At 75.7% G+C, this 19,072-nt stretch carries 12 protein-coding genes; 6 read left to right on the top strand and 6 right to left on the bottom strand.

Going from position 1 to position 19,072, the window contains the following annotated elements:
• Window positions 1-8: 8 nt before the first annotated feature.
• From ACSUPT_RS19985 to ACSUPT_RS19975, 3 genes are all read right to left on the bottom strand, one after another.
• Window positions 9-3,695 carry a UvrD-helicase domain-containing protein gene (locus ACSUPT_RS19985; RefSeq protein ID WP_436945152.1) on the bottom strand — a complete coding sequence of 1,229 codons (3,687 nt, stop codon included), beginning with the start codon at window positions 3,693-3,695 and terminating at the stop codon, window positions 9-11.
• Between the two features lie 156 nt (window positions 3,696-3,851).
• Entirely contained in the window at window positions 3,852-7,379 is a 3,528-nt protein-coding gene (locus tag ACSUPT_RS19980; RefSeq protein ID WP_436945150.1) for an ATP-dependent helicase, read from the bottom strand.
• An 82-nt stretch (window positions 7,380-7,461) separates the two neighbouring features.
• Window positions 7,462-7,863, bottom strand: coding sequence for an MGMT family protein (locus ACSUPT_RS19975; RefSeq protein ID WP_351965722.1), 402 nt, complete (start codon window positions 7,861-7,863; stop codon window positions 7,462-7,464).
• 143 nt (window positions 7,864-8,006) lie between these two features.
• On the opposite strand from ACSUPT_RS19975, the gene ACSUPT_RS19970 reads away from it, so the two are divergent.
• Window positions 8,007-10,844 carry a lysylphosphatidylglycerol synthase domain-containing protein gene (locus ACSUPT_RS19970; protein WP_436945148.1) on the top strand — a complete coding sequence of 946 codons (2,838 nt, stop codon included), beginning with the start codon at window positions 8,007-8,009 and terminating at the stop codon, window positions 10,842-10,844.
• Between the two features lie 51 nt (window positions 10,845-10,895).
• On the opposite strand, the gene ACSUPT_RS19965 is transcribed toward ACSUPT_RS19970, so the two are convergent.
• The 3 genes from ACSUPT_RS19965 to ACSUPT_RS19955 form a co-directional block, all read right to left on the bottom strand.
• Window positions 10,896-11,192 (bottom strand): hypothetical protein, encoded by a 297-nt coding sequence (locus ACSUPT_RS19965; RefSeq protein ID WP_436945147.1) that lies wholly within the window; start codon window positions 11,190-11,192, stop codon window positions 10,896-10,898.
• 474 nt (window positions 11,193-11,666) lie between these two features.
• Window positions 11,667-12,362 carry an ABC transporter ATP-binding protein gene (locus ACSUPT_RS19960; protein WP_436945146.1) on the bottom strand — a complete coding sequence of 232 codons (696 nt, stop codon included), beginning with the start codon at window positions 12,360-12,362 and terminating at the stop codon, window positions 11,667-11,669.
• Window positions 12,359-13,447 carry an ABC transporter permease gene (locus ACSUPT_RS19955; protein ID WP_436946242.1) on the bottom strand — a complete coding sequence of 363 codons (1,089 nt, stop codon included), beginning with the start codon at window positions 13,445-13,447 and terminating at the stop codon, window positions 12,359-12,361. The genes ACSUPT_RS19960 and ACSUPT_RS19955 overlap by 4 nt, the downstream gene beginning before the upstream one ends.
• Window positions 13,448-13,729: 282 nt before the next feature.
• Between ACSUPT_RS19955 and ACSUPT_RS19950 the strand changes: the two genes are divergently transcribed.
• The 5 genes from ACSUPT_RS19950 to ACSUPT_RS19930 all read left to right on the top strand — a co-directional run bounded on the left by ACSUPT_RS19950 (window position 13,730) and on the right by ACSUPT_RS19930 (window position 19,000).
• Window positions 13,730-14,896 carry a sensor histidine kinase gene (locus tag ACSUPT_RS19950; protein WP_436946241.1) on the top strand — a complete coding sequence of 389 codons (1,167 nt, stop codon included), beginning with the start codon at window positions 13,730-13,732 and terminating at the stop codon, window positions 14,894-14,896.
• The gene (locus ACSUPT_RS19945) at window positions 14,893-15,528 is read left to right on the top strand and encodes a response regulator transcription factor (protein ID WP_351965718.1); all 636 of its coding nucleotides are present in this window, start codon (window positions 14,893-14,895) and stop codon (window positions 15,526-15,528) included. The genes ACSUPT_RS19950 and ACSUPT_RS19945 overlap by 4 nt, the downstream gene beginning before the upstream one ends.
• Before the next feature lie 139 nt (window positions 15,529-15,667).
• A complete protein-coding gene (locus ACSUPT_RS19940) occupies window positions 15,668-16,063 on the top strand; it encodes a TOBE domain-containing protein (protein ID WP_351965717.1) in 396 nt (131 codons plus the stop codon).
• A gap of 145 nt (window positions 16,064-16,208) precedes the next feature.
• Complete coding sequence (gene modA / locus ACSUPT_RS19935; protein WP_436945144.1) at window positions 16,209-17,015, top strand: molybdate ABC transporter substrate-binding protein; 807 nt, start codon at window positions 16,209-16,211, stop codon at window positions 17,013-17,015.
• On the top strand, window positions 17,012-19,000 hold the full coding sequence (locus ACSUPT_RS19930; protein ID WP_436945143.1) for an ABC transporter permease: 1,989 nt from the start codon (window positions 17,012-17,014) through the stop codon (window positions 18,998-19,000). The genes modA and ACSUPT_RS19930 overlap by 4 nt, the downstream gene beginning before the upstream one ends.
• The last annotated feature ends 72 nt before the right edge of the window (window positions 19,001-19,072 follow it).

Raw genomic sequence — 19,072 nt, 5'->3', positions numbered from 1 at the left:
TTCCGAGCCTATCCGGCGGACGCGGCCGCGCTGTCGGCCGTCTCACCGAGGAGGACCCGCTCGATGTCCGCGCGGCCCGGCAGCGGGTCGGGGCGCACGACCTCGCCGGTGCGGACGTAGACGAACGCGGCGGTCACGGCGTCCAGGGGCAGGCCGTGCAGCTCCGCCCAGGCGAGCCGGTACACCGCGAGCTGCAGCGGGTCGCCGGTGCGGTGGCGGTTGGTCTTCCAGTCGACGATCTCGTACGTGCCGGACTCCGGGTCGTGGTAGACCGCGTCGATCCTGCCGCGGACGACCCGGCCGGCGAGCGTGATCTGGAAAGGCGCCTCCACGCGGTACGGGGTGCGGTGGGCGTACGGGGTGTTCTCGAACGCCTCCTTGAGGGCGGCCAGGTCCCGCTCGTCGGCGATCTCCGGCTCGTCGGCGTACTCGTCGCCGCCGGGCAGCTCGTCGGGGCCGAGCATGGGCAGCGGCAGCGCCTCGAAGCGGGACTCCACCCAGGCGTGGAAGCGGGTGCCGCGGCGGGCGGCGGGCTGCGGCGGACGCGGCATGGGGCGGGCCAGCTCCGCGGCGAAGCCGTCCGGGTCGGCGGCGAGACGCAGCAGCTGGGACGCCGAGAGGGAGGCCGGCAGGGGCACGTCGCGCGTGGTGGCGCGGGCGCGCAGCAGTTCGCCGGTGAGCGCGTCGAGGTCGCGGTCCCAGGAGGCGACGGTACGGGCCTCCTCGGGGGTGAGCCGGCCGGTCGTCCCCGGCTCCGGGCCGGCGGGCGCGGGGCGCTGGTGCGGCACCGCGTGCGGGGGCAGGGCGGGTCCCGCCGGGTCGGCGGGGCGGCCGGGGACGGTGTCGTGCGGCGCCTGCGGCGGGGCGTCGGCCCCGGTGTGCGGGGGCTCGTCGTGCGGCGCGGAGGCCGGGTCGTGCGGGGGCTCGACGTGCGGGAGGTCGGAGGCCGGGTCGTGCGGGGGGTCGTCGTGCGGGAGGTCGGAGGCCGGGTCGTGCGCGGGGTCGTCGTGCGGGGGCTCGGCGTGCGCGGGGTCGTCGTACGGCGCGGGGTCGGGAGCCTCGTCCGGCACGGGGGCGTCGTGGTCGTCGAAGGCGTGCTCGGGCGGGGCCTCGTCCGGCCAGGGGGCGTCCAGGTCGTCCGGCCACAGCGGGTCCTCGGGGGCCTGCGGCTCCTCGTCGCGGAGGTCGTCCGCCGCGGGGCCGGCGGGCGGCTGCTCCAGGTACGCCATGACGGTCTTCGCGGCGGCGCGGCGGCGCTCCAGCGACTCGGGGTCGAGGGGCAGCGGCCACGCCTGGTCCCGGGCGGCGGCCTGGAGCGCCGGGTTCTCCGCGTCCTCGTCGGGCTCGTCGGCCCATGCCTCGATCTCCCCGTGCCCGGCGGCGCAGTGGTCGTACAGGGCGTGCAGGAAGCCGGAGGGGCCGCGGCGGCGCTTCTGGGTGGGTCCCCACCAGTGGCCTGAGCCGAGCAGCACCGAGCGGGGGCGGGTGAACGTCACATAGCCGAGGCGCAGCTCCTCGGTGTGCTGGTGGTCGCGCATCGCGTCCTTGAACGCCTTGAGCGACGCGGCGTCCCAGGTGCCGATCGCGGGCAGCGTGTCGGCGTCGCCGCGCAGCGCGTGCGGCAGCACCTGCGGCTGCGCCGTCCACGCCTCGCGCGCCCTGCTGCTGGGGAACTGGCCGGTGACCAGGCCGGGGACGGCGACGACGTCCCACTCCAGGCCCTTCGACTTGTGCGCGGTGAGGACCTTCACGGTGTTCTCGCCGCCGGGCAGGGCGTTGTCGAGGCCCTTCTCGTACTGGGCGGCCGTGCGCAGGAAGCCGAGGAACGCCAGGAGGGTGGCCTCGCCGTCGAGGGACGCGAAGCGGGCGGCGATGTCCAGGAAGTTCGACAGGGTCTCGCGGCGGCGGGCGGCCAGGGCGTGCGGGGACGCGGAGAGCTCCACCTCCAGGCCGGTGGTGGCCAGTATCCGGTGCAGGACGTCCATCAGCGGGTCGGCCAGCGAACGCCGCAGGTCGCGCAGTTCCGCGGCGAGACGGGCGAACCGGACGCGGGCCTCCGCCGAGAACGGCAGTCCGTCGTCGTGGCCCCCGCTGTCCAGGAACGTGTCCAGCGCGTCCGCGAGGGAGATCACCTCGGCGGGGTCGACGCCCTCCACGGCGGCCGCCAGGCGCTCGTCGGCGTCGGCGGGCCCGTCCCCGGGGCGGTGCACCAGCAGGCGGGCGCGGCGGCCCAGCAGCGCCAGGTCGCGGGCGCCGATCCGCCAGCGCGGGCCGGTGAGAAGCCGTACCAGCGAGGCGTTGGCGCCGGGGTCCTGGAGGACCTCGCACACGGCGACCAGGTCGGCGACCTCCGGGAGGTGCAGCAGCCCGGACAGCCCGACGACCTCCACGGGCACGTCGCGCGCGACGAGGGCGGCCTGGATCTCCGGGAAGTCCGTCGCCGTACGGCACAGGACGGCTATCTCACCGGGCTCCTTGCCCGTGCGGACCAGGTGGGCGATGGAGTCGGCGAGCCAGGCGATCTCCTCGGCCTGGGTCGGCAGCAGCGCGATCCGGACGACGCCGTCCCGCTCGGCGCCGGGGGCGGGGCGCAGCGCCTCCACGCCCTCGTGCATGGCCCGCAGCGGCTCCGCGAGGCCGTTGGCGAGCTGGAGGAGCCGCCCGCCGCTGCGCCGGTTCTCGCTGAGCGCGTACCGGGAGGCGGGGCGCCCGTCGGCGTACGGGAAGTGCTCGGGGAAGTCGTCCAGATTGGCGACGGAGGCGCCGCGCCAGCCGTAGATGGCCTGGCAGGGGTCGCCGACGGCGGTGACGGGGTGGCCCGTGCCGCCGCCGAACAGCCCGGACAGCAGGCGGCGCTGGGCGACGGAGGTGTCCTGGTACTCGTCGAGGAGGACGACGCGGAACTCGTCGCGCAGCTGCTCCCCGACCTCGGGACGGGTGAGGGCCAGCTCGGCGGAGAGGGCGATCTGGTCACCGAAGTCCAGCAGGTCGCGCTCCCGCTTGGCTGCGCGGTAGCGGACGACCAGGTCGAGCAGCTCGCGGCGTGCGGCGGAGGCTTCGGGGACCTTGCGGAGGTCGGCGTTGCTGAGGCGGGCCGAGGCGAGGGCGGTGAGCAGCGCGGAGTCGTACGCAAGGAGGTCCTCGGGGCGGACGAGGTGCTCCGACAGCTCGGCGTCGAGGGCGAGGAGGTCGCCGACGAGCGTGGGGAACGAGCGGGTGAGCGCCGGATACGGGCCGGGCGCCTCGCGCAGGACGCGGGCGGCGAGCTGGTAGCGCGTGGCGTCGGCGAGGAGGCGGGCCGTCGGCTCCAGGCCGATGCGCAGGCCGTGGTCGGTGAGCAGCTGGCCGGCGAACGCGTGGTACGTCGAGATGCGCGGCTCGCCCGGCGGGTCGTCCGGGTCGATGACGTCGGGGTCGGTGACGCCGGCGCGGACCAGGGCCGTGCGGACCCGCTCGGCGAGCTCGCCCGCCGCCTTGTTGGTGAAGGTCAGCCCGAGGACCTGCTCGGGGGCGACCTGCCCCGTGCCGACCAGCCACACCACGCGGGCCGCCATCACCGTCGTCTTCCCGGAGCCGGCTCCGGCCACGATGACCTGCGGGGCGGGCGGCGCGGTGATGCAGGCCGTCTGCTCCGGGGTGAACGGGATGCCGAGCAGCTCCTTGAGCTGCTCGGGGTCGCTGATGCGTGCGGTCACCCGGAGAAGGCTAGCCGGACGGGCTGACACTCCGGGCAGGCTGTGGAAAACCCCTCATTTCCCCCGGTGCGGGCTCCGGCGGCCCCCGGGGGTCCTGGTCTTCCCCCGGTACGGGCTCAGGACCGGACACCACGACGTGGCGGACTCGGGTCGTGGTCACTCCACGACGTGGCGGCCTTCGGGGAGGGCGCTGCAGGAGGCGCGGAAGGCGCAGGTGGTGCAGTGCTGGCCGGTGCTGGGCGTGAAGCGCTCGTCGAGGACCCGGCCGGCGGCGGTGGCCAGCAGCCCGGTCACCCAGTCCTCGGACGGCGGCTCCTGGGCCTGGACGCGTGGCAGGGCATCGCCGCCCTCCTTCTTGGGGGCGCCCTGGCGCAGGTGGACGAGTTCGGCGCCGCCCGGTTCGGGGCGGCGTCCGTCGAAGACCTCGTCCACGGCGCCCTCGCGGACGGCGATCTGGTAGACGGCGAGCTGCGCGTGGCGGGCGACCTCGTCCTTCGTGGGGGTCTGCTTGCCGGTCTTGAAGTCCACGACGTAGGCGCGTCCCCGCTCGTCCCGTTCGACGCGGTCCATGGAGCCCCGGATGCGCACCTGGTACTCGCCCGCCTCCAGCGTCACGTCGAAGCCGTGCTCGGCGGCGACCGGCGTGCGGCCGCCCCGGTCCATGACGTGCCAGCTCAGGAAGCGCTCCAGCGCCAGGCGCGCCTGCTCCTTCTCCTGCGACGACTTCCAGGGCGCGTCGAACGCCAGGGCGTCCCACACCGAGTCCAGGCGCTCCATGAGGACCGCCAGGTCGGCGGGGGTGCGCCCGGAGGCGACCTCGTCGGCGAGGACGTGCACGACGTTGCCGAAGCCCTGCGCCGCCGTCGCGGGGGCGTCCGCCTTGACCTCGCGGCCCAGGAACCACTGCAGCGAGCAGGTGTTGACCAGCTGGTCCAGGGCGCTGCCGGAGAGCGCCACCGGACGGTCGCGCTCCCGCAGCGGGGCGGGCGCGTGCGTGGGGTCGTCCAGGCCCCACCAGCGGTACGGGTGGGCGGCGTGGACGAGGGGCTGGCCGTCGTCGTCCGTGAGCGCGGCGAGCCGGGCCAGCCGCCGGGCCGCCGCGTCGCGCAGGGCCGGGGACGCGTCCGGGTCGACGGTGGTGGCCCGCAGCTCCGCGACGAGCGCGGCCACGGCGAGGGGGCGGCGCGGGCGGGCGGTGACGTCCCTGGGTTCGACGCCGAGCTCGGTGAGGAACCTGGACGGCTGGTCGCCGTCCTCGGCGGGCGTCTTCACGGCCGTGACGACGAGCCGGTCCCGCGCGCGCGTCGCGGCGACGTAGAAGAGGCGCCGCTCCTCCACGAGGAGGGCACCGGGGGTGAGCGGCTCGGCGAGGCCGTCCCTGCCAATCCGGTCGGCCTCCAGCAGCGAACCGCGCCGCCGCAGGTCGGGCCAGAGGCCCTCCTGGACGCCGGCGACGACGACGAGGCTCCATTCGAGGCCCTTGGAGCGGTGCGCCGTCATCAGCCGTACGGCGTCGTGGCGCGCCTGCCGCTTGGAGAGCGTGTCCGCCGCGATGTCCTGCGCCTCGAGTTCGGCGAGAAAGTTGAGCGCGCCGCGCCCGCCGGTGCGCTCCTCGGCGCGGGCGGCCGTGTCGAACAGCGCGCACACCGCGTCCAGGTCCCGGTCGGCGTTGCGGCCCGCGGGGCCGCCGCGCAGGGCGGCGCGGTGCAGGCGGTTCGGCCAGTTGGTGCCGTTCCACAGGTGCCAGAGAGCCTCTTCGGCGGTGCCGCCCGCGGTGAGCAGGTCACGGGTGTCGCGCAGCAGCTTGCCCAGGTGCTGCGCTCCGCGCGCGTAGGCGGAGTCGTGGACGGTGAGCCGTTCCGGTTCGGCGAGGGCGCGGGCGAGCAGCGTGTCGGAGGGCGGCGGGACCTTGTTGCCCGCCGCCCGCTCCTCGTCGCGCAGGGCACGCCCGAGGCGCCGGAGGTCGGCCGCGTCCATGCCGCCGAGCGGTGAGGTGAGCAGGGTGAGCGCCGTCTCGGTGTCCAGCCAGGGGGCGGAACCCTCGTCGTCCGCTGCGCTGCCGCTCGCGGTGGCGTCGTCGTCCGCTGCGGGGCCGCCTGCGGTGCCGTCGTCGTCCGCTGCCGGCGCTCCGGCGGGCTCGGCCGCTGTAGGGGTGCTTGCCGGGGAGGTCTCTGCTGCGGGGGTTTTGGCGGGTTCGGCCGCTGCGGGGGCAGCCGCTGCCGGGCTGCCGGCGGGTTCGGCCGCCGCGGGGCCGTGCCCTGGCGCCGCCTCCTCGGCGGCCGCCGCCTGTGCCGTCGTTCGCAGGGCCGCCGTCGCCGTCGCGCGGAGCGCCGTCAGCAATGGCGCCACCGCCGGTTCGTGGCGCAGCGCCACGTCGGCGCCGTCCATCTCCAGCGGTACGCCCGCCGAGGTCAGGGCGCGGCGCAGCGAGGGCAGCGAGCGGGCACCGGCGCGCACCAGGACGGCCATGTCGCTCCACGGCACCCCGTCCTCCAGGTGCGCGCGGCGCAGGATGTCCGCGATGTTGTCCAGCTCCGTGGAGGCGGTCGGGAAGGTGTACGTCTCCACACGCCCGCCTTCGCGGACCGGCGTCAGGTCGCGGTGGGCCCGCACCGTGTCGGCGGGCAGCCGCGGCAGCGGCATCCGCGCCGTCAGGAGCCGGCTCGCCGCCAGGACCGCCGCGGCGGAGCGGCGCGCCGTCCGCAGCACGGCGACCGGCGCGGGGCGACCGTCGGGGCGGCGGAACGTGTGCGGGAAGTCCAGGATGCCGTTGACGTCCGCGCCCCGGAACGCGTAGATCGACTGGTCGGGGTCGCCGAACGCGTACAGCGTCCTCCCCCGCCCCGCGAGCGCCTGGAGCAGCCGCACCTGGGCCGGGTCGGTGTCCTGGTACTCGTCGACGAAGACGGCGTCGTACGCGGGCAGCGCGACGCGCTCGGCGAGCAGCACCGCCCGGTGCACCAGCTCGGCGTAGTCGAGGACGCCCTGCATGTCGAGGACGTCCAGGTACTCCGCGAGGAACTGCGCCGCCGCCGACCAGTCGCGGCGTCCCGTGCGCGCGGCGAACGCGTCCAGCGCCCGCGGGCCGAGGCCCAGCTCGCGGGAGCGGGCCAGCACGGCGCGCACCTCGTCGGCGAAGCCGCGCGTGGTGAGGCAGGCCCGCAGTTCGTCGGGCCAGTGGATGCGGGCCAGCCCGTCCCGCTCCAGGTCCAGCTGCCCGGCGAGCAGCTCGCGGACGGCGACGTCCTGCTCGGGGCCGGACAGCAGGCGCAGCGGCTCGGCGAACAGGTCGGCGTCCTGGTGGGCGCGTACGAGGGCGTAGCAGTACGAGTGGAAGGTCGTCGCCTGCGGGGCGCGGGCCCCGGGCAGGCGGGCGGCCATGCGGTCGCGCAGTTCGACGGCGGCCTTGCGGCTGAAGGTGAGGACGAGCAGCCGCTCGGGGTCGGCGCCCCGTTCGATCCGCGCGGCGACCGCCTCGACGAGCGTCGTGGTCTTGCCGGTGCCGGGACCGGCGAGGACGAGGAGCGGCCCGTCGGTGTGATCAACCACCGCCCGCTGCGCTGCGTCCAGGGAAGGAGGGGCCACCCGGGCCGGCGGGGTACGCACCAGCCGGTACGCGCCGGGGGTCCCGGGCCGTGCCGGGTCCTGGTGCGGCACGCGCCGGGTGGTGGAGGAGGAACTCACGTGGATCGCCGGTCCTGGGGGGTGTGCTGAGGGTGAGAGTGCGGTGGAGAAGGGGCGCGGCCCCGCCGGATGGCGGAAGCTGTCAATTGTGAGCCATCGCACGCCCGGTGTCGTCCGCGTCACCGCTGCCGGCGCCGCCGTTCCCGTCCCAGCGGGCCCGCCTCATGTCGAGGCGCGGCACAGGGGCCGCGGCGTCGTGCGCCGGCGCGGTCTCCCGCAGCGGCGTGGCCTCCTCACGGTAATGGGCCAGCGCCCGCCGCTCGTGCCCGGGCAGCAGCCGGCCGTCGGCCCGTACGACACGCCACCACGGCGCGGCGCCGCCGTACAGCGCCATGACCCGTCCCACCTGGCGGGGGCCGCCCTCGCCGAGCCATTCGGCGACGTCCCCGTACGTCATCACCCGGCCGGGCGGGATGAGCTCGGCGACCTCCAGCACGCGCTCCGCGTACTCCGGAAGCCGGTCGGGGTGCTCCTCAGCAGTCATCCGCTCCATCCTGCACCACGGGTACGACAACGCGGGCATTACACCCTGATGCCCTGCCCCGCCTCCCCGCCGTGCCACCATCTTCCGGGCGGTGACTGGTGATACGAGATCAAGAAGAGACAGATAAGGCGAAGGGACAGGACGTGCGGCCTCCCGACGTGGCGAGCGGTCCTGGCGGTGAGCCGCGCCCGAACACCACCCCCCGGAGCGGCGGCCGGCCGCGCGGCGGACCGGCCCGCGGCGACACCGCCGACACCGCCGACGCCGGAGGAGGACGGGCGGCCGCCGACACCGCCGGCAAAGGCCCGGCGGCCGGGCCCGACCGCCCGCCCGGCGCGGACACGGACGCCGGCCTGACGGACGGCTCCGCCGCGTCCGACGGCGCCGGGGAGCAGCACAGCGACGTCTCCGGTGACGAACCGCTGCTCGCCGCGCGGGTGCACCGCCCGTCGGATCTGCTGCGCCTGCTCGTCGGTCTGCTGGCGATCGTCGTCGTCATCGGTATCGCCGCCTTCGCCAGCGGCACCACCTCGGGTCTCGAACAGGACATCAACAAGGGCACCGGCCAGGCGCCCGACGTGTTCGTCAAGGTCGCCGGGCTCGTCTCCAGCATCGCCGTACTGCTGGTGCCGGTGGCGTTCGCGATCGAGCGGCTGATCAAACGGGACGGCCTGCGGATCGCGGACGGCGTGCTCGCCGCCGTGCTGGCCCACGGGGTGACCCTCGCGACGGACCTGTGGGTCGCGCGGGCGGCACCCGCGGCGATCCAGGACGCGCTCACGCAGCCGCAGAGCGGCGGCGGGCTGACGGACCCGGTGCACGGCTATCTGGCACCGGTCATCGCCTACATGTCGGCCGTCGGCATGGCGCGGCGGCCCCGCTGGCGGGTCGTGCTGTGGGTGGTGCTGCTGCTCGACGCGTTCACGATGCTGGTGGCCGGCTACACGACCCCGCTGTCGATCATGCTGACGATCCTGATCGGCTGGACGGTCGCATACGGCACGCTCTACACGGTCGGGTCGCCGAACGTGCGGCCCACGGGCCAGACGCTGCTGGCGGGGCTGCGGCACGTCGGGTTCCGCCCCGTGTCCGCCATGCGCGCGGAGGGCCTGCCGGAGACCGCCGAGCAAGGCGACCGCGGCCGCCGCTACCTGGTCACCCTGGAGGAGGGCTCGCCGCTCGACGTGACCGTGGTGGACCGGGAGCAGCAGGCGCAGGGTTTCTTCTACCGGGTGTGGCGCCGGCTGACGCTGCGCGGCATCACCACCCGCCGCTCCATCCAGTCGCTGCGGCAGGCCCTGGAGCAGGAGGCGCTCCTCGCGTACGCGGCGATCGCCGCCGGGGCGAACGCGCCGAAGCTGATCGCCACCTCCGAGCTGGGGCCGGACGCCGTGATGCTCGTCTACGAGCACCGGGGCGGGCGCTCCCTGGACGCGCTGGCCGACGAGGAGATCACCGACGAGGTGGTGCGCGGCTGCTGGGAGCAGGTACGGGCCCTGCAGTCGCGGCGCATCGCGCACCGCAGGCTGACGGGCGACGCCCTGCTGGTGGATCGTTCCGGCAATGTGGTGATCACCGATCTGCGGGGCGGCGAGATCGCCGCGGGCGACCTGGTGCTGCGGATGGACATCGCCCAGCTGCTGACCACGCTCGGCCTGCGGGTCGGCGCGGAGCGCGCCGTCGCCGCCGCTGTCGCCGTACTCGGCCCGGACAAGGTGGCCGACTGCCTGCCGCTGCTGCAGCCGATCGCGCTGAGCCGGTCCACGCGCGCCACGCTGCGGCGGCTGGCGCGGGAGCGGTCGCAGCGGGAGCGCGAGGCGGTGCTGCAGGCGTCGGAGGCGGCGAAGCAGGCGCGTCTGGAGGCGGCCAGCGAGGCGGGGGAAGCCGGTTCGAAGGCGGAGCGCAAGGCGGTCCGGGCGGAGAAGCAGGCCGAGAAGCGGGCCCTGGAGGACGCGCTGCACGAAGCGCGCGAGGAGGACCTGCTGGCGCAGATCCGCCGCCAGGTGCTGCGGATCAGGCCGCAGGCGCCGGTGGAGCCCGTACGGCTGGAGCGGATCAGGCCGCGCACGCTGATCAGCCTCATCGCGGGTGCCATCGCCGCGTACTTCCTGCTGTCGCAGATCGCCAGCATCCCGCTGTCGACGATCAGCGACGCCGACTGGAGCTGGGTCACCGCGGCCGTCGTGTGCTCGGCGCTCAGCTATGTGGCGGCGGCGATGAGCCTGCTGGGCTTCGTGCCGGAGCGGGTGTCGTTCCTGCGGACGGTGGTCGCGCAGGTCGCCGGTTCCTTCGTGAAGATCGTCGCGCCGGCGGCGGTCGGCGGTGTCGCGCTGAACACGCGGTTCCTGCAGCGGTCCGGTGTGCGGCCCGGCCTGGCGGTGGCGAGCGTCGGCGCCTCGCAGCTGTTCGGGCTCGGGGCGCACATCCTGCTGCTGCTGGCGTTCGGCTATCTGACCGGGACGGAGCGTTCGCAGGACGACTTCACCCCTTCGCGGACGGTCATCGCCGGTCTGCTGACGATCGCGGTGCTGCTGCTGGTCGTCACGGCGGTCCCCGCGCTGCGGAAGTTCGTCTCGACCCGTCTGCGGTCGCTGTTCGCCGGTGTGGTGCCGCGCATGCTGGACGTGCTGCAGCGGCCGGGCAAGCTGCTGACGGGCATCGGCGGCATGCTGCTGCTGACGGCGACGTTCGTGCTGTGCCTGGACGCGTCGATCCGGGCGTTCAACGGCGGCCACCAGCCGCTGTCGTACGCGAGCCTCGCCGTGGTGTTCCTGGCGGGCAACGCGCTCGGTTCGGCGGCGCCCACGCCGGGCGGCGTCGGCGCCGTCGAGGGCGCGCTGCTGGCCGGTCTGGTGCTGGCCGGGGTGCCCAAGGAGGTCGCGGCGCCCGCCGTGCTGCTGTACCGGCTGCTGACGCTGTGGCTGCCGGTGCTGCCGGGCTGGGTGTCGTTCAACCACCTGACGCGCAATGGCGCGCTGTAGGAGGCCGTACGCGCCCCGTACCGGCGCCGGTCCACGTGGCGTCGTACGCGCTCACGGGCGGGCCGGGGCCGCGGCGTTCCGGCGGACCGCGGCCGACTCCGGCGCCTCGCCGCCGCCGACAGGGGCGGGAACGTCCAGCGACACGTCGATGACGTCGACGAGCCGGCGCAGCTTGTGCTGCGCGCGCGGGGCGTCGGACCGCGGCACGCCTACGACGGCGGTGGCCGAGCCCGCCGACGCCGCGGTGTACGCGAGGGCCAGCACGTGGTGGTTGTTCAGCGTGGCGGAGAGGCGCGCGAGCGTGCCGTGGCCGGGCCGGAGCGTGACGGTGAGCCGGGCGAGTTCCATGAGTGGTGGTCCTGTCTGTGCGGGCCGTGGTGGGGCCGGTCTGCGGTGGCCTTGTGGGGCCGGTCCGTGCGGCGGTGGCCGTGGCGGTCCGTGGGGGTTGTCGCCGTGAGGGGGCCGGGAACGAAAAAGACCCCTCGCGAGGCGCGAGAGGTCTGCGTGCGGGCGGTGAGCCGGGAGGGTCACCCCCGCGGGCTCGGTGCCGGCACGCTGCCGCCGATAATCAGCTGCTGCTGCATGGGGGCATGCTGGCAGAACGCGGCGGCCTCCCGGTGAGCCATCTCAAACTGCGGACGAGGGGTCGGGCGGCGTGCCGCCCCGGTGGGCCGGGGCGGCACGCTCCTGCGCCTGCGGGGGCGCCCGGCCGGCGGGCTTCCCGGACCTGCGGGGGCCCGGACGTGTGGGCCCGGACGTGTGGGCCCGGACCTGTGCGCTCCTCTGGGCTCCCGCCTGCGGCCCTCCCCGGGCGTCGCACGGTCAGCGCGCGGCCGCGGCCGCGGCCGCGGGCAGGTGGAGGCGGCCGTCGCGTACCTCGGCGATCCGGTCGACGGCGGTCAGGTGGGTGCGGTCGTGGGTGACCAGGACCGTGGCGGTGGCCTGCCGGCGGGTGAGGCGCTCGATCAGGTCGATGACGGCGGCGCCGCGCTCGTGGTCGAGGGCGCTGGTGGGCTCGTCGACCAGGAGGACGGTCGGGTCGTTCATCAGGGCGCGCGCGATGTTGACGCGCTGGCGCTGGCCGCCGGACAGCTGGTGGGGCCGTCTGTGGGCCTGGTCGGCCAGGCCGACGGCGTCGAGCAGGCCCATGGCCCGGTCGCGGGCGGTGCGGGGCTTGCGGCCGTCGATCCGCGCCATGACCTGGAGCTGTTCGACGGCGGTGAGGGAGGGCAGCAGGTTGGGCTGCTGGAAGACGATGCCGATCTTGCGGCGGCGCAGGTCGGCGAGTTCCGCGCGGGTCATGCCGGTGGTGGACCGGCCGTCGACGGTGACGGTGCCGCTGTCGGGGGTGATGAGGGTGGCCGCGACCGCGAGGAGGCTGGACTTGCCGGATCCGGAGGGGCCGACGACCGCGGTCAGGTTGCCCGCGGGGACGTCGAGGGTGACGTCCCGCAGGGCTGTGAGGCGGTTCTCGCCGTCGGGGTAGGTGAGGGTGATGCCGGTCAGTTCGAGGCTCATCGGGCGCTCCCCAGGGCGGTCAGCGGGTCGACGGAGGTGATGCGGCGGATGGCCAGGGCGGCGCCGAGCGCGCCGAGCGCGATCATCACGGCGGCCGGGACCAGGACGGTCGCGGGAGTGAGGAGGAACGGCACGGCCGATCCGGCCACGAGCGCGCCCAGGGCGGCGGCGATGCCGGTGCCGACGAGGGTGCCGCCGGTCAGCAGGATCACGGCTTGCCCGAGCGCGTCCTTGAGCAGGCTCGCGGTGGAGGCGCCCAGCGCCTTGAGCACGGCGACGTCGCCGCTGCGCTGGATGGTCCACACGGTGAAGAAGGCCCCGATGACCAGCGCGGAGATCGCGAACAGGAAGCCCCGCATGAGCTGCAGGGAGCCGTTCTCGGAGGCGTAGGAGCCGATGGCGGACAGCGAGTCGGCCTTGGTGACCGTCGCGGTGCCCGCCGCCTCGTCGGCGGCGCGGATATCGGTGCCGGCGGCGGCGTCCAGGGCGATGACGGTGGCGGTCGGCCCGTCCGGCCTGCCCGTGGGGGGTGCGGTCCTCCGCCATGTGTCGAGGCTGGTCCAGACGACCGGGGTGTGGCTGAAAGAGGCGTCGCCGCTCACCGCTGCGACGGTCATCCGCTGCCCGGCCAGGGTGAACGTGTCGCCCGCCGTCACGCCGAGGTCGTCGGCGGCGGTGGCCGACAGGACCGCCGACCGGTCGTCGAGCTCCACGCTGCCGGGGGCCAGCGGGGAGCCCGGCCGCACGCCGAAGGCCGACACCCCGGCGCTCCTGGTGCCGGCGCTCGCCTTGGTGGTGGTGATGCCCAGCGGTTCGGCGCTGCCGACCCCGGGCGTCTTCGCCCACTGCCGCCACTGCCGCTCGGTGACGGTGGAGTGGGAGTACGACAGCTCCTCGCCCTCGCCGGGAGCGGCGAAGGCGATCCTGTCCGCGGGCAGGCCGGTGATCGCGGAGATGTTCTGCTGCCCCAGACCGGCGGTCAGCCCGGACAGCAGCCCGACCAGCAGGGTGATCAGCACGATGACGGTTCCCATCAGGGCGAAGCGCCCCTTGGCGAACTTCAGGTCTCTCCAGGCGACGAACACGGCGTGGGCCTGCCCTTTCACGGATGCCGGGTGGTGGAAGCGCTCTGACTCCACCGTCGCCGCCCGGCCCCCGTCCGGGCATCTGGCCCAGGACAGCACGTGGCGCGCCTGAAGATGGCACCCGGCTTGTAACTTTCGGCGGAGGCCGCCCGGGGCGCTTCTCCCTAGGCTGGAGGGACTGTGAACGCCGCCGCCCCCGACCCGAGCACGCCCTCAGCGGAGCCGAGCTCCGCCGCCCCCGCGCTGGGTTCCACCACCCGCGCGCTGGCCTGGTGCCTGCACATGCTGGTCGTCGGCCTGCTCGCGCTGGCCGCCGCCCGTGCCCTGACCGGCCAACGGCCGCAAGCCGGGCTGGTCACCGCCGCCGCCGCGGCGTGCGCCGGGCTCTACGCGGCAGGTCCTCTGCTGGTGCGCCGCTCGCGGCGGGCGGCCGCACTGTGGCTGGCCGCCGTGGGCGCCTGCTGGCTGGTGCTGCTGGCCCTGTCCGCCGACGGGGTGTGGGTGGCGTTCCCGCTGTACTTCCTCCAGCTGCACCTGCTGTCCCGCCGGGCGGGACTGGCGGCGGTGGCGGCGACGGCGCTGGCGGCCACCGCCGGCTTCGCCGCGCACCGGGGTTCGTTCGGCGCGGCCATGGTGATCGGGCCGGCCCTGGGCGCCGCCGTGGCGGTCGCGGTGGTGTGGGGCTACGAGGCGCTGTACCGGGAGAGCGAGCAGCGCAGGCGCCTGATCGAGGAGCTCACCGCCACCCGCGCCGATCTGGCCGCCGCGCAGCACGCCGCCGGGGTACTGGCCGAACGCGAGCGCCTGGCCCGCGAGATCCACGACACGCTCGCGCAGGGCCTGTCCAGCATCCAGCTGCTGCTGCGCGCGGCCGAACGCGCCCTGCCGCGCTCACCGGACAACGCCGCCCGCTACGTCGACCAGGCGCGCCAGGCAGCCGTGGACAACCTCGCGGAGGCCCGCCGCTTCGTCGCCGCCCTCGCACCGCCCGCCCTGGAGGGCACCACCCTCGCCGGCGCCCTGGAGCGCCTGTGCGCCACCACCAGCACCCGCCACCGGATCACCGCGCGCTTCCACCTGACCGGCGAACCCGTGCCGCTGTCGACCGCGCAGGAGGTCGCGCTGCTGCGCGTCGCCCAGTCGGCGCTGGCCAACACGGTCCGCCACGCCGGAGCCGCCACCGCCGACGTCACCCTGAGCTACCTCGGGGACCACGTCGCCGTGGACATCGCCGACGACGGACGCGGTTTCGACCCGGACGCGCTTCCCTCCCCGGACCCGGAGGGCGGCGGGTTCGGACTGGCCGCCATGCGCGCGCGGGTGGACGCCCTCGGCGGCGTCCTCACCGTCGCATCCGGCCCGGGCCGCGGCACCACCTTGGCCGCCCGGCTCCCCCTGGTCCCGTCTCCCGAGAACGCTCCCCGGAACAACCGCGAGGCCCGCCCATGACCGACACCCCCATCCGCCTGCTCCTGGCCGACGACCACCCCGTCGTACGGGCGGGGCTGCGCGCCGTGCTGGAGACCGAGGACGGCATCACCGTGGTCGCCGAGGCCGCGACCGCTGAGGAGGCCGTCACCCGCGCCGCCCGGGGCGACATCGACGTCGTCCTCATGGACCTGCAGTTCGGCAAGGGCATGAACGGCGCGGAGGCCACAGCCGCCATCACCGCGCGCCCGCGGGCACCGCGCGTTCTGATCGTCACCACGTACGACACCGACGCCGACACGCTGCCCGCCATCGAGGCCGGCGCCACCGGCTACCTCCTCAAGGACGCCCCGCCGGAGGATCTGGCCGCCGCGGTCCGCACCGCCGCGGCGGGCCGGACCACGCTCGCGCCCACGGTCGCGGACCGGCTGATGAACCGGCTGCGCATGCCGGGCACCGCCCTCACCCGGCGCGAGACCGAGGTCCTCGCGCTGGTCGCCGACGGGCTGTCCAACCAAGCCGTCGGCGAGCGCCTCCACCTGACCGAGGGCACCGTGAAATCCCACCTGGCCCGCGTCTACGCCAAGCTCGGCGTCGACTCGCGCACCGCCGCCGTCGCCACCGCCACCGACCTCGGCCTCATCCGCCGCTGATCCGTACGCCATACGGCGGGCCACGCGCGCGTAGAGGCGCGCAGGGCGTCGTGGGTTCGCATAGGCGGTATCGCATCTGCCAGGACGATCAGCCGATCTTCCTTGCGCCTGCGCGTTTCCCGTGCCTACATTGCCGCACATGCGGTCCTATACCTCACAGCAGGCGGCGCGTCTTCTCGGCGTGAGCGCCGACACCGTCCGCCGCTGGGCGGATGCCGGGCGGTTGCCCACCCGCCGGGACGAGACCGGGCGGCGGCTGATCGACGGGCCCGACCTGGCGGCGTTCGCCGTGCGGCTGGCCGCGCAGTCCGACGAGGGTGCCGACGTGCCGTACACGAGCGCGCGCAACGCCTTCCCCGGCATCGTCACCGCCGTGAAGCTCGGTGACGTGGCCGCCCAGGTGGAGATCCAGGCGGGCCCGCACCGGCTGGTGTCGCTGCTGACCCGCGAGGCCGTGGAGGAGCTGGGCTTGGAGGTCGGCGTCGAGGCGGTGGCGCGGGTGAAGTCGACCAACGTCCACATCGACCGCGTCTGACCACCCCTACGCCCTCCCCGACGCCCCTCCGCAGCTCAACGGTCGCCGCCCCACGGCCGCCCCTTCACGACCTGCCCCACGGCCCGCACGCCTCACCGCGTGTACGCCTCGTCCGCCGCTCCGCCCGACCCGCCCGGAGGTCCTCGTGCGCCGCCGCCCCGCCCGTCGCCATCTGATCGCGTCCGCGCTCGCCACGGCCCTGCTGCTGCCGCTGGCGGCCTGCGGTTCCGGCCCCGGCTCCGGCGGCTCCGCGTCGCCCGCCGGCGGGTCGGCGGGACCGGGCGGCGGCAAGAGGCTGACCGTGCTGGCCGCCGCGTCCCTGACGGACGTGTTCGAGGACATCGGTGCCGCGTACGAGCAGCAGCACACCGGCACGGACGTGGTGTTCTCCTTCGCCGGTTCGCAGGAGCTGGCCGCGCAGGTGCGCCAGGGCGTCCCCGCCGATGTGCTGGTCACCGCCGACACGCCCACCATGGACCGCCTGGCGGGCGAGACCGGCGAACCCGTCGTCATCGCCCGCAACCGGCTCGCCATCGCCACCGCGAAGGGCAACCCTCAGCGGATCACCGGCCTGAAGGACCTCGCCCGGAAGGACCTGAAGGTTGTGCTCGCGGCCCCGGAGGTGCCCGCCGGCCGCTACAGCCGGCAGATCCTCGACAAGGCCGGTGTGGACGTGCGGCCCGTCTCCGAGGAGCCGAACGTCCGCTCGGTGCTGAGCAAGGTCCAGCTCGGCGAGGCGGACGCCGGGCTCGTGTACGTCACCGACGCGGCCTCCGCCCGCGGCGCCGTGGACACGGTCGCCGTGCCGGACGCCCAGAACGCCGTCGCCTCCTACCCGGCCGCGCCCCTCGACTCCGCACGGGACGGCGAGGCCGCGCGGGGCTTCGTCGACTGGTTGCGGTCGCCGCGCGCGCGTGCGCTGCTGACGGCGGCCGGGTTCGAGGCACCGTGATCCGCGTCCGGCGGGCACCTGTCCCGCTCGCCCTGCCCGCGCTGCTGGCGGTGCTGTTCCTGCTGCTGCCGCTCGCCGGGGTGCTGGCGCACGCCCCGTGGGGCTCGCTCGCGGAGCGGCTGACCACGCCCGCCGTGCGGGAGGCGCTCGGCCTCTCGCTCACCGTGTCCGTGTGGGCCCTCGCCCTCTCGCTGCTGCTCGGCGTGCCGCTGGCGTGGGTGCTGGCCCGCGTCGACTTCCGCGGCAAGGCGCTGGTGCGGGTGGTGGTGATGCTGCCGATGGTGCTGCCGCCCACGGTGGCTGGTGTGGCGCTGCTGCAAGGGTTCGGCCGGCGCGGGCTGCTCGGCGGCGTCCTCGCCGACTGGTTCGGCGTGTCGCTGCCGTTCTCGACCGCCGGAGCGGTGGTGGCGGCGGCGTTCGTGGCGATGCCGTTCCTGGTGATCAGCCTGGAGGGCGCGCTGGCGGGGCTGGACCCGCGCTACGAGGAGACCGCCGCGTCGCTGGGGGCCGGCCCGCTGCGGGCGTTCCTCACGGTGACCGTCCCGATGGTGGGACCCGGGCTGGTCGCCGGGGCGGCGCTGTGCTGGGCGCGGGCGCTGGGCGAGTTCGGCGCGACGATCACCTTCGCGGGGAACCTGCCGGGGACGACGCAGACACTGCCGCTCCAGGTGTACCTGCTGCTCCAGAACGACCCGGACGGCGCCGTGGCCGTGTCGCTGCTGCTGCTCGTCACGGCGGCCGCGGTCCTGGTCGCCCTGCGGGGCCGCTGGCTGGGGCACGCGGCGGTACGGGAGGCCCGCCCGGCCGCCGGCCCCGTCACCGGCGAGGAGCGGGACGGCGCCGCGCGGGACGCCGGTGCGGCGGAGGAGCCGGACGGGGGCGCGGCGAAGCCCGGTACGGCGGACGGGCCGGACGGCGCGTACGCGGCGGAGGCGGCGTGGCCGCTGTCGGCCGAGGTGCGCGGGGCGACCGCCCTCGCCCTGGACGTGCCCGCCGGGACGACGGTCGCCGTCGTCGGGCCGAACGGGGCGGGCAAGAGCACCCTGCTGCGCGCCCTGCTGGGCCTCACGCCGCGCGCCACGGCGACGACCCTGCGGCTGGACGGGCGCGAGCTGGCCGGGCTGCCGCCGCACCGGCGCGGCATCGCGTGGGTGCCGCAGGACGGGGCGCTGTTCCCGCACCTGTCGGCGCTCGCCAACACCGCGTACGGGCTGCGCGCGCAGGGCGTACCGCGGGCCCGCGCGCGCGTGGAGGCCCGCCGGCGGCTGGAGCGGCTCGGCGTGGGCCACCTGGCGCACCGCAAGCCGGGGCAGCTGTCCGGCGGCCAGGCGCAGCGGGTGGCGCTCGCCCGGGCACTCGCCGCGCGGCCCAGGCTGCTGCTGCTCGACGAGCCGCTGGCGGCCCTGGACCAGACGACCCGCGCGCGCGTGCGGCACGCGCTGCGGCAGCACCTGGCCGGGTTCCCCGGCGTGTGCCTGATCGTCACGCACGACCCCGTCGAGGCCGTGTCGCTCGCCGACCGCGTCCTCGTACTGGAAGAGGGGCGCCTCGTGCAGTACGCGGAGCCCGCGGAGGTGGCCCGGCATCCGCGTTCGCCGTGGGTCGCCCGGATGCTGGGCCGCAACGCCTGGCCGGGCACCGTACGGGACGGGGGCCTGGACACGCCGGACGGCGCCCGCCTGGTGACGGCCGCCGAACCGGCGCCCGCCGACGGCACGGCCGCTTTGGCGGTGGTCGCGCCCGAGGCCGTGTCGCTGCACGCCGCCCGGCCGTCGGGCAGCCCGCGGAACGTGTGGCGGGGCACCGTACGGGAGCTCACCGCGCACGGGGCGCGGCTGCGGGTCCTCGTGACGGGCGGCCCGGGCGCGCCTTCTGACGTGGTCGCCGAGGTCACCCCGGCGGCAGCGGCGGAGCTGCGCCTCGCGGAGGGCGCCGGGGTGTGGGTGAGCGTGAAGGCGACCGAGATCACCGTCGTACCGCTGTAGCGGACGCCCGGCCGCCGTGTGAGGCGTCGTACCGCTGTAGCGGGCCGCAAGGCCGCCGTGCGAGGTGTCGTA

It is taken from the genome of Streptomyces sp. SudanB25_2051 (genome assembly GCF_964272635.1).
In the GTDB taxonomy this organism is placed as follows: Bacteria; Actinomycetota; Actinomycetes; order Streptomycetales; family Streptomycetaceae; genus Streptomyces.
This window is presented reverse-complemented; position numbering and strand designations above follow the sequence as displayed.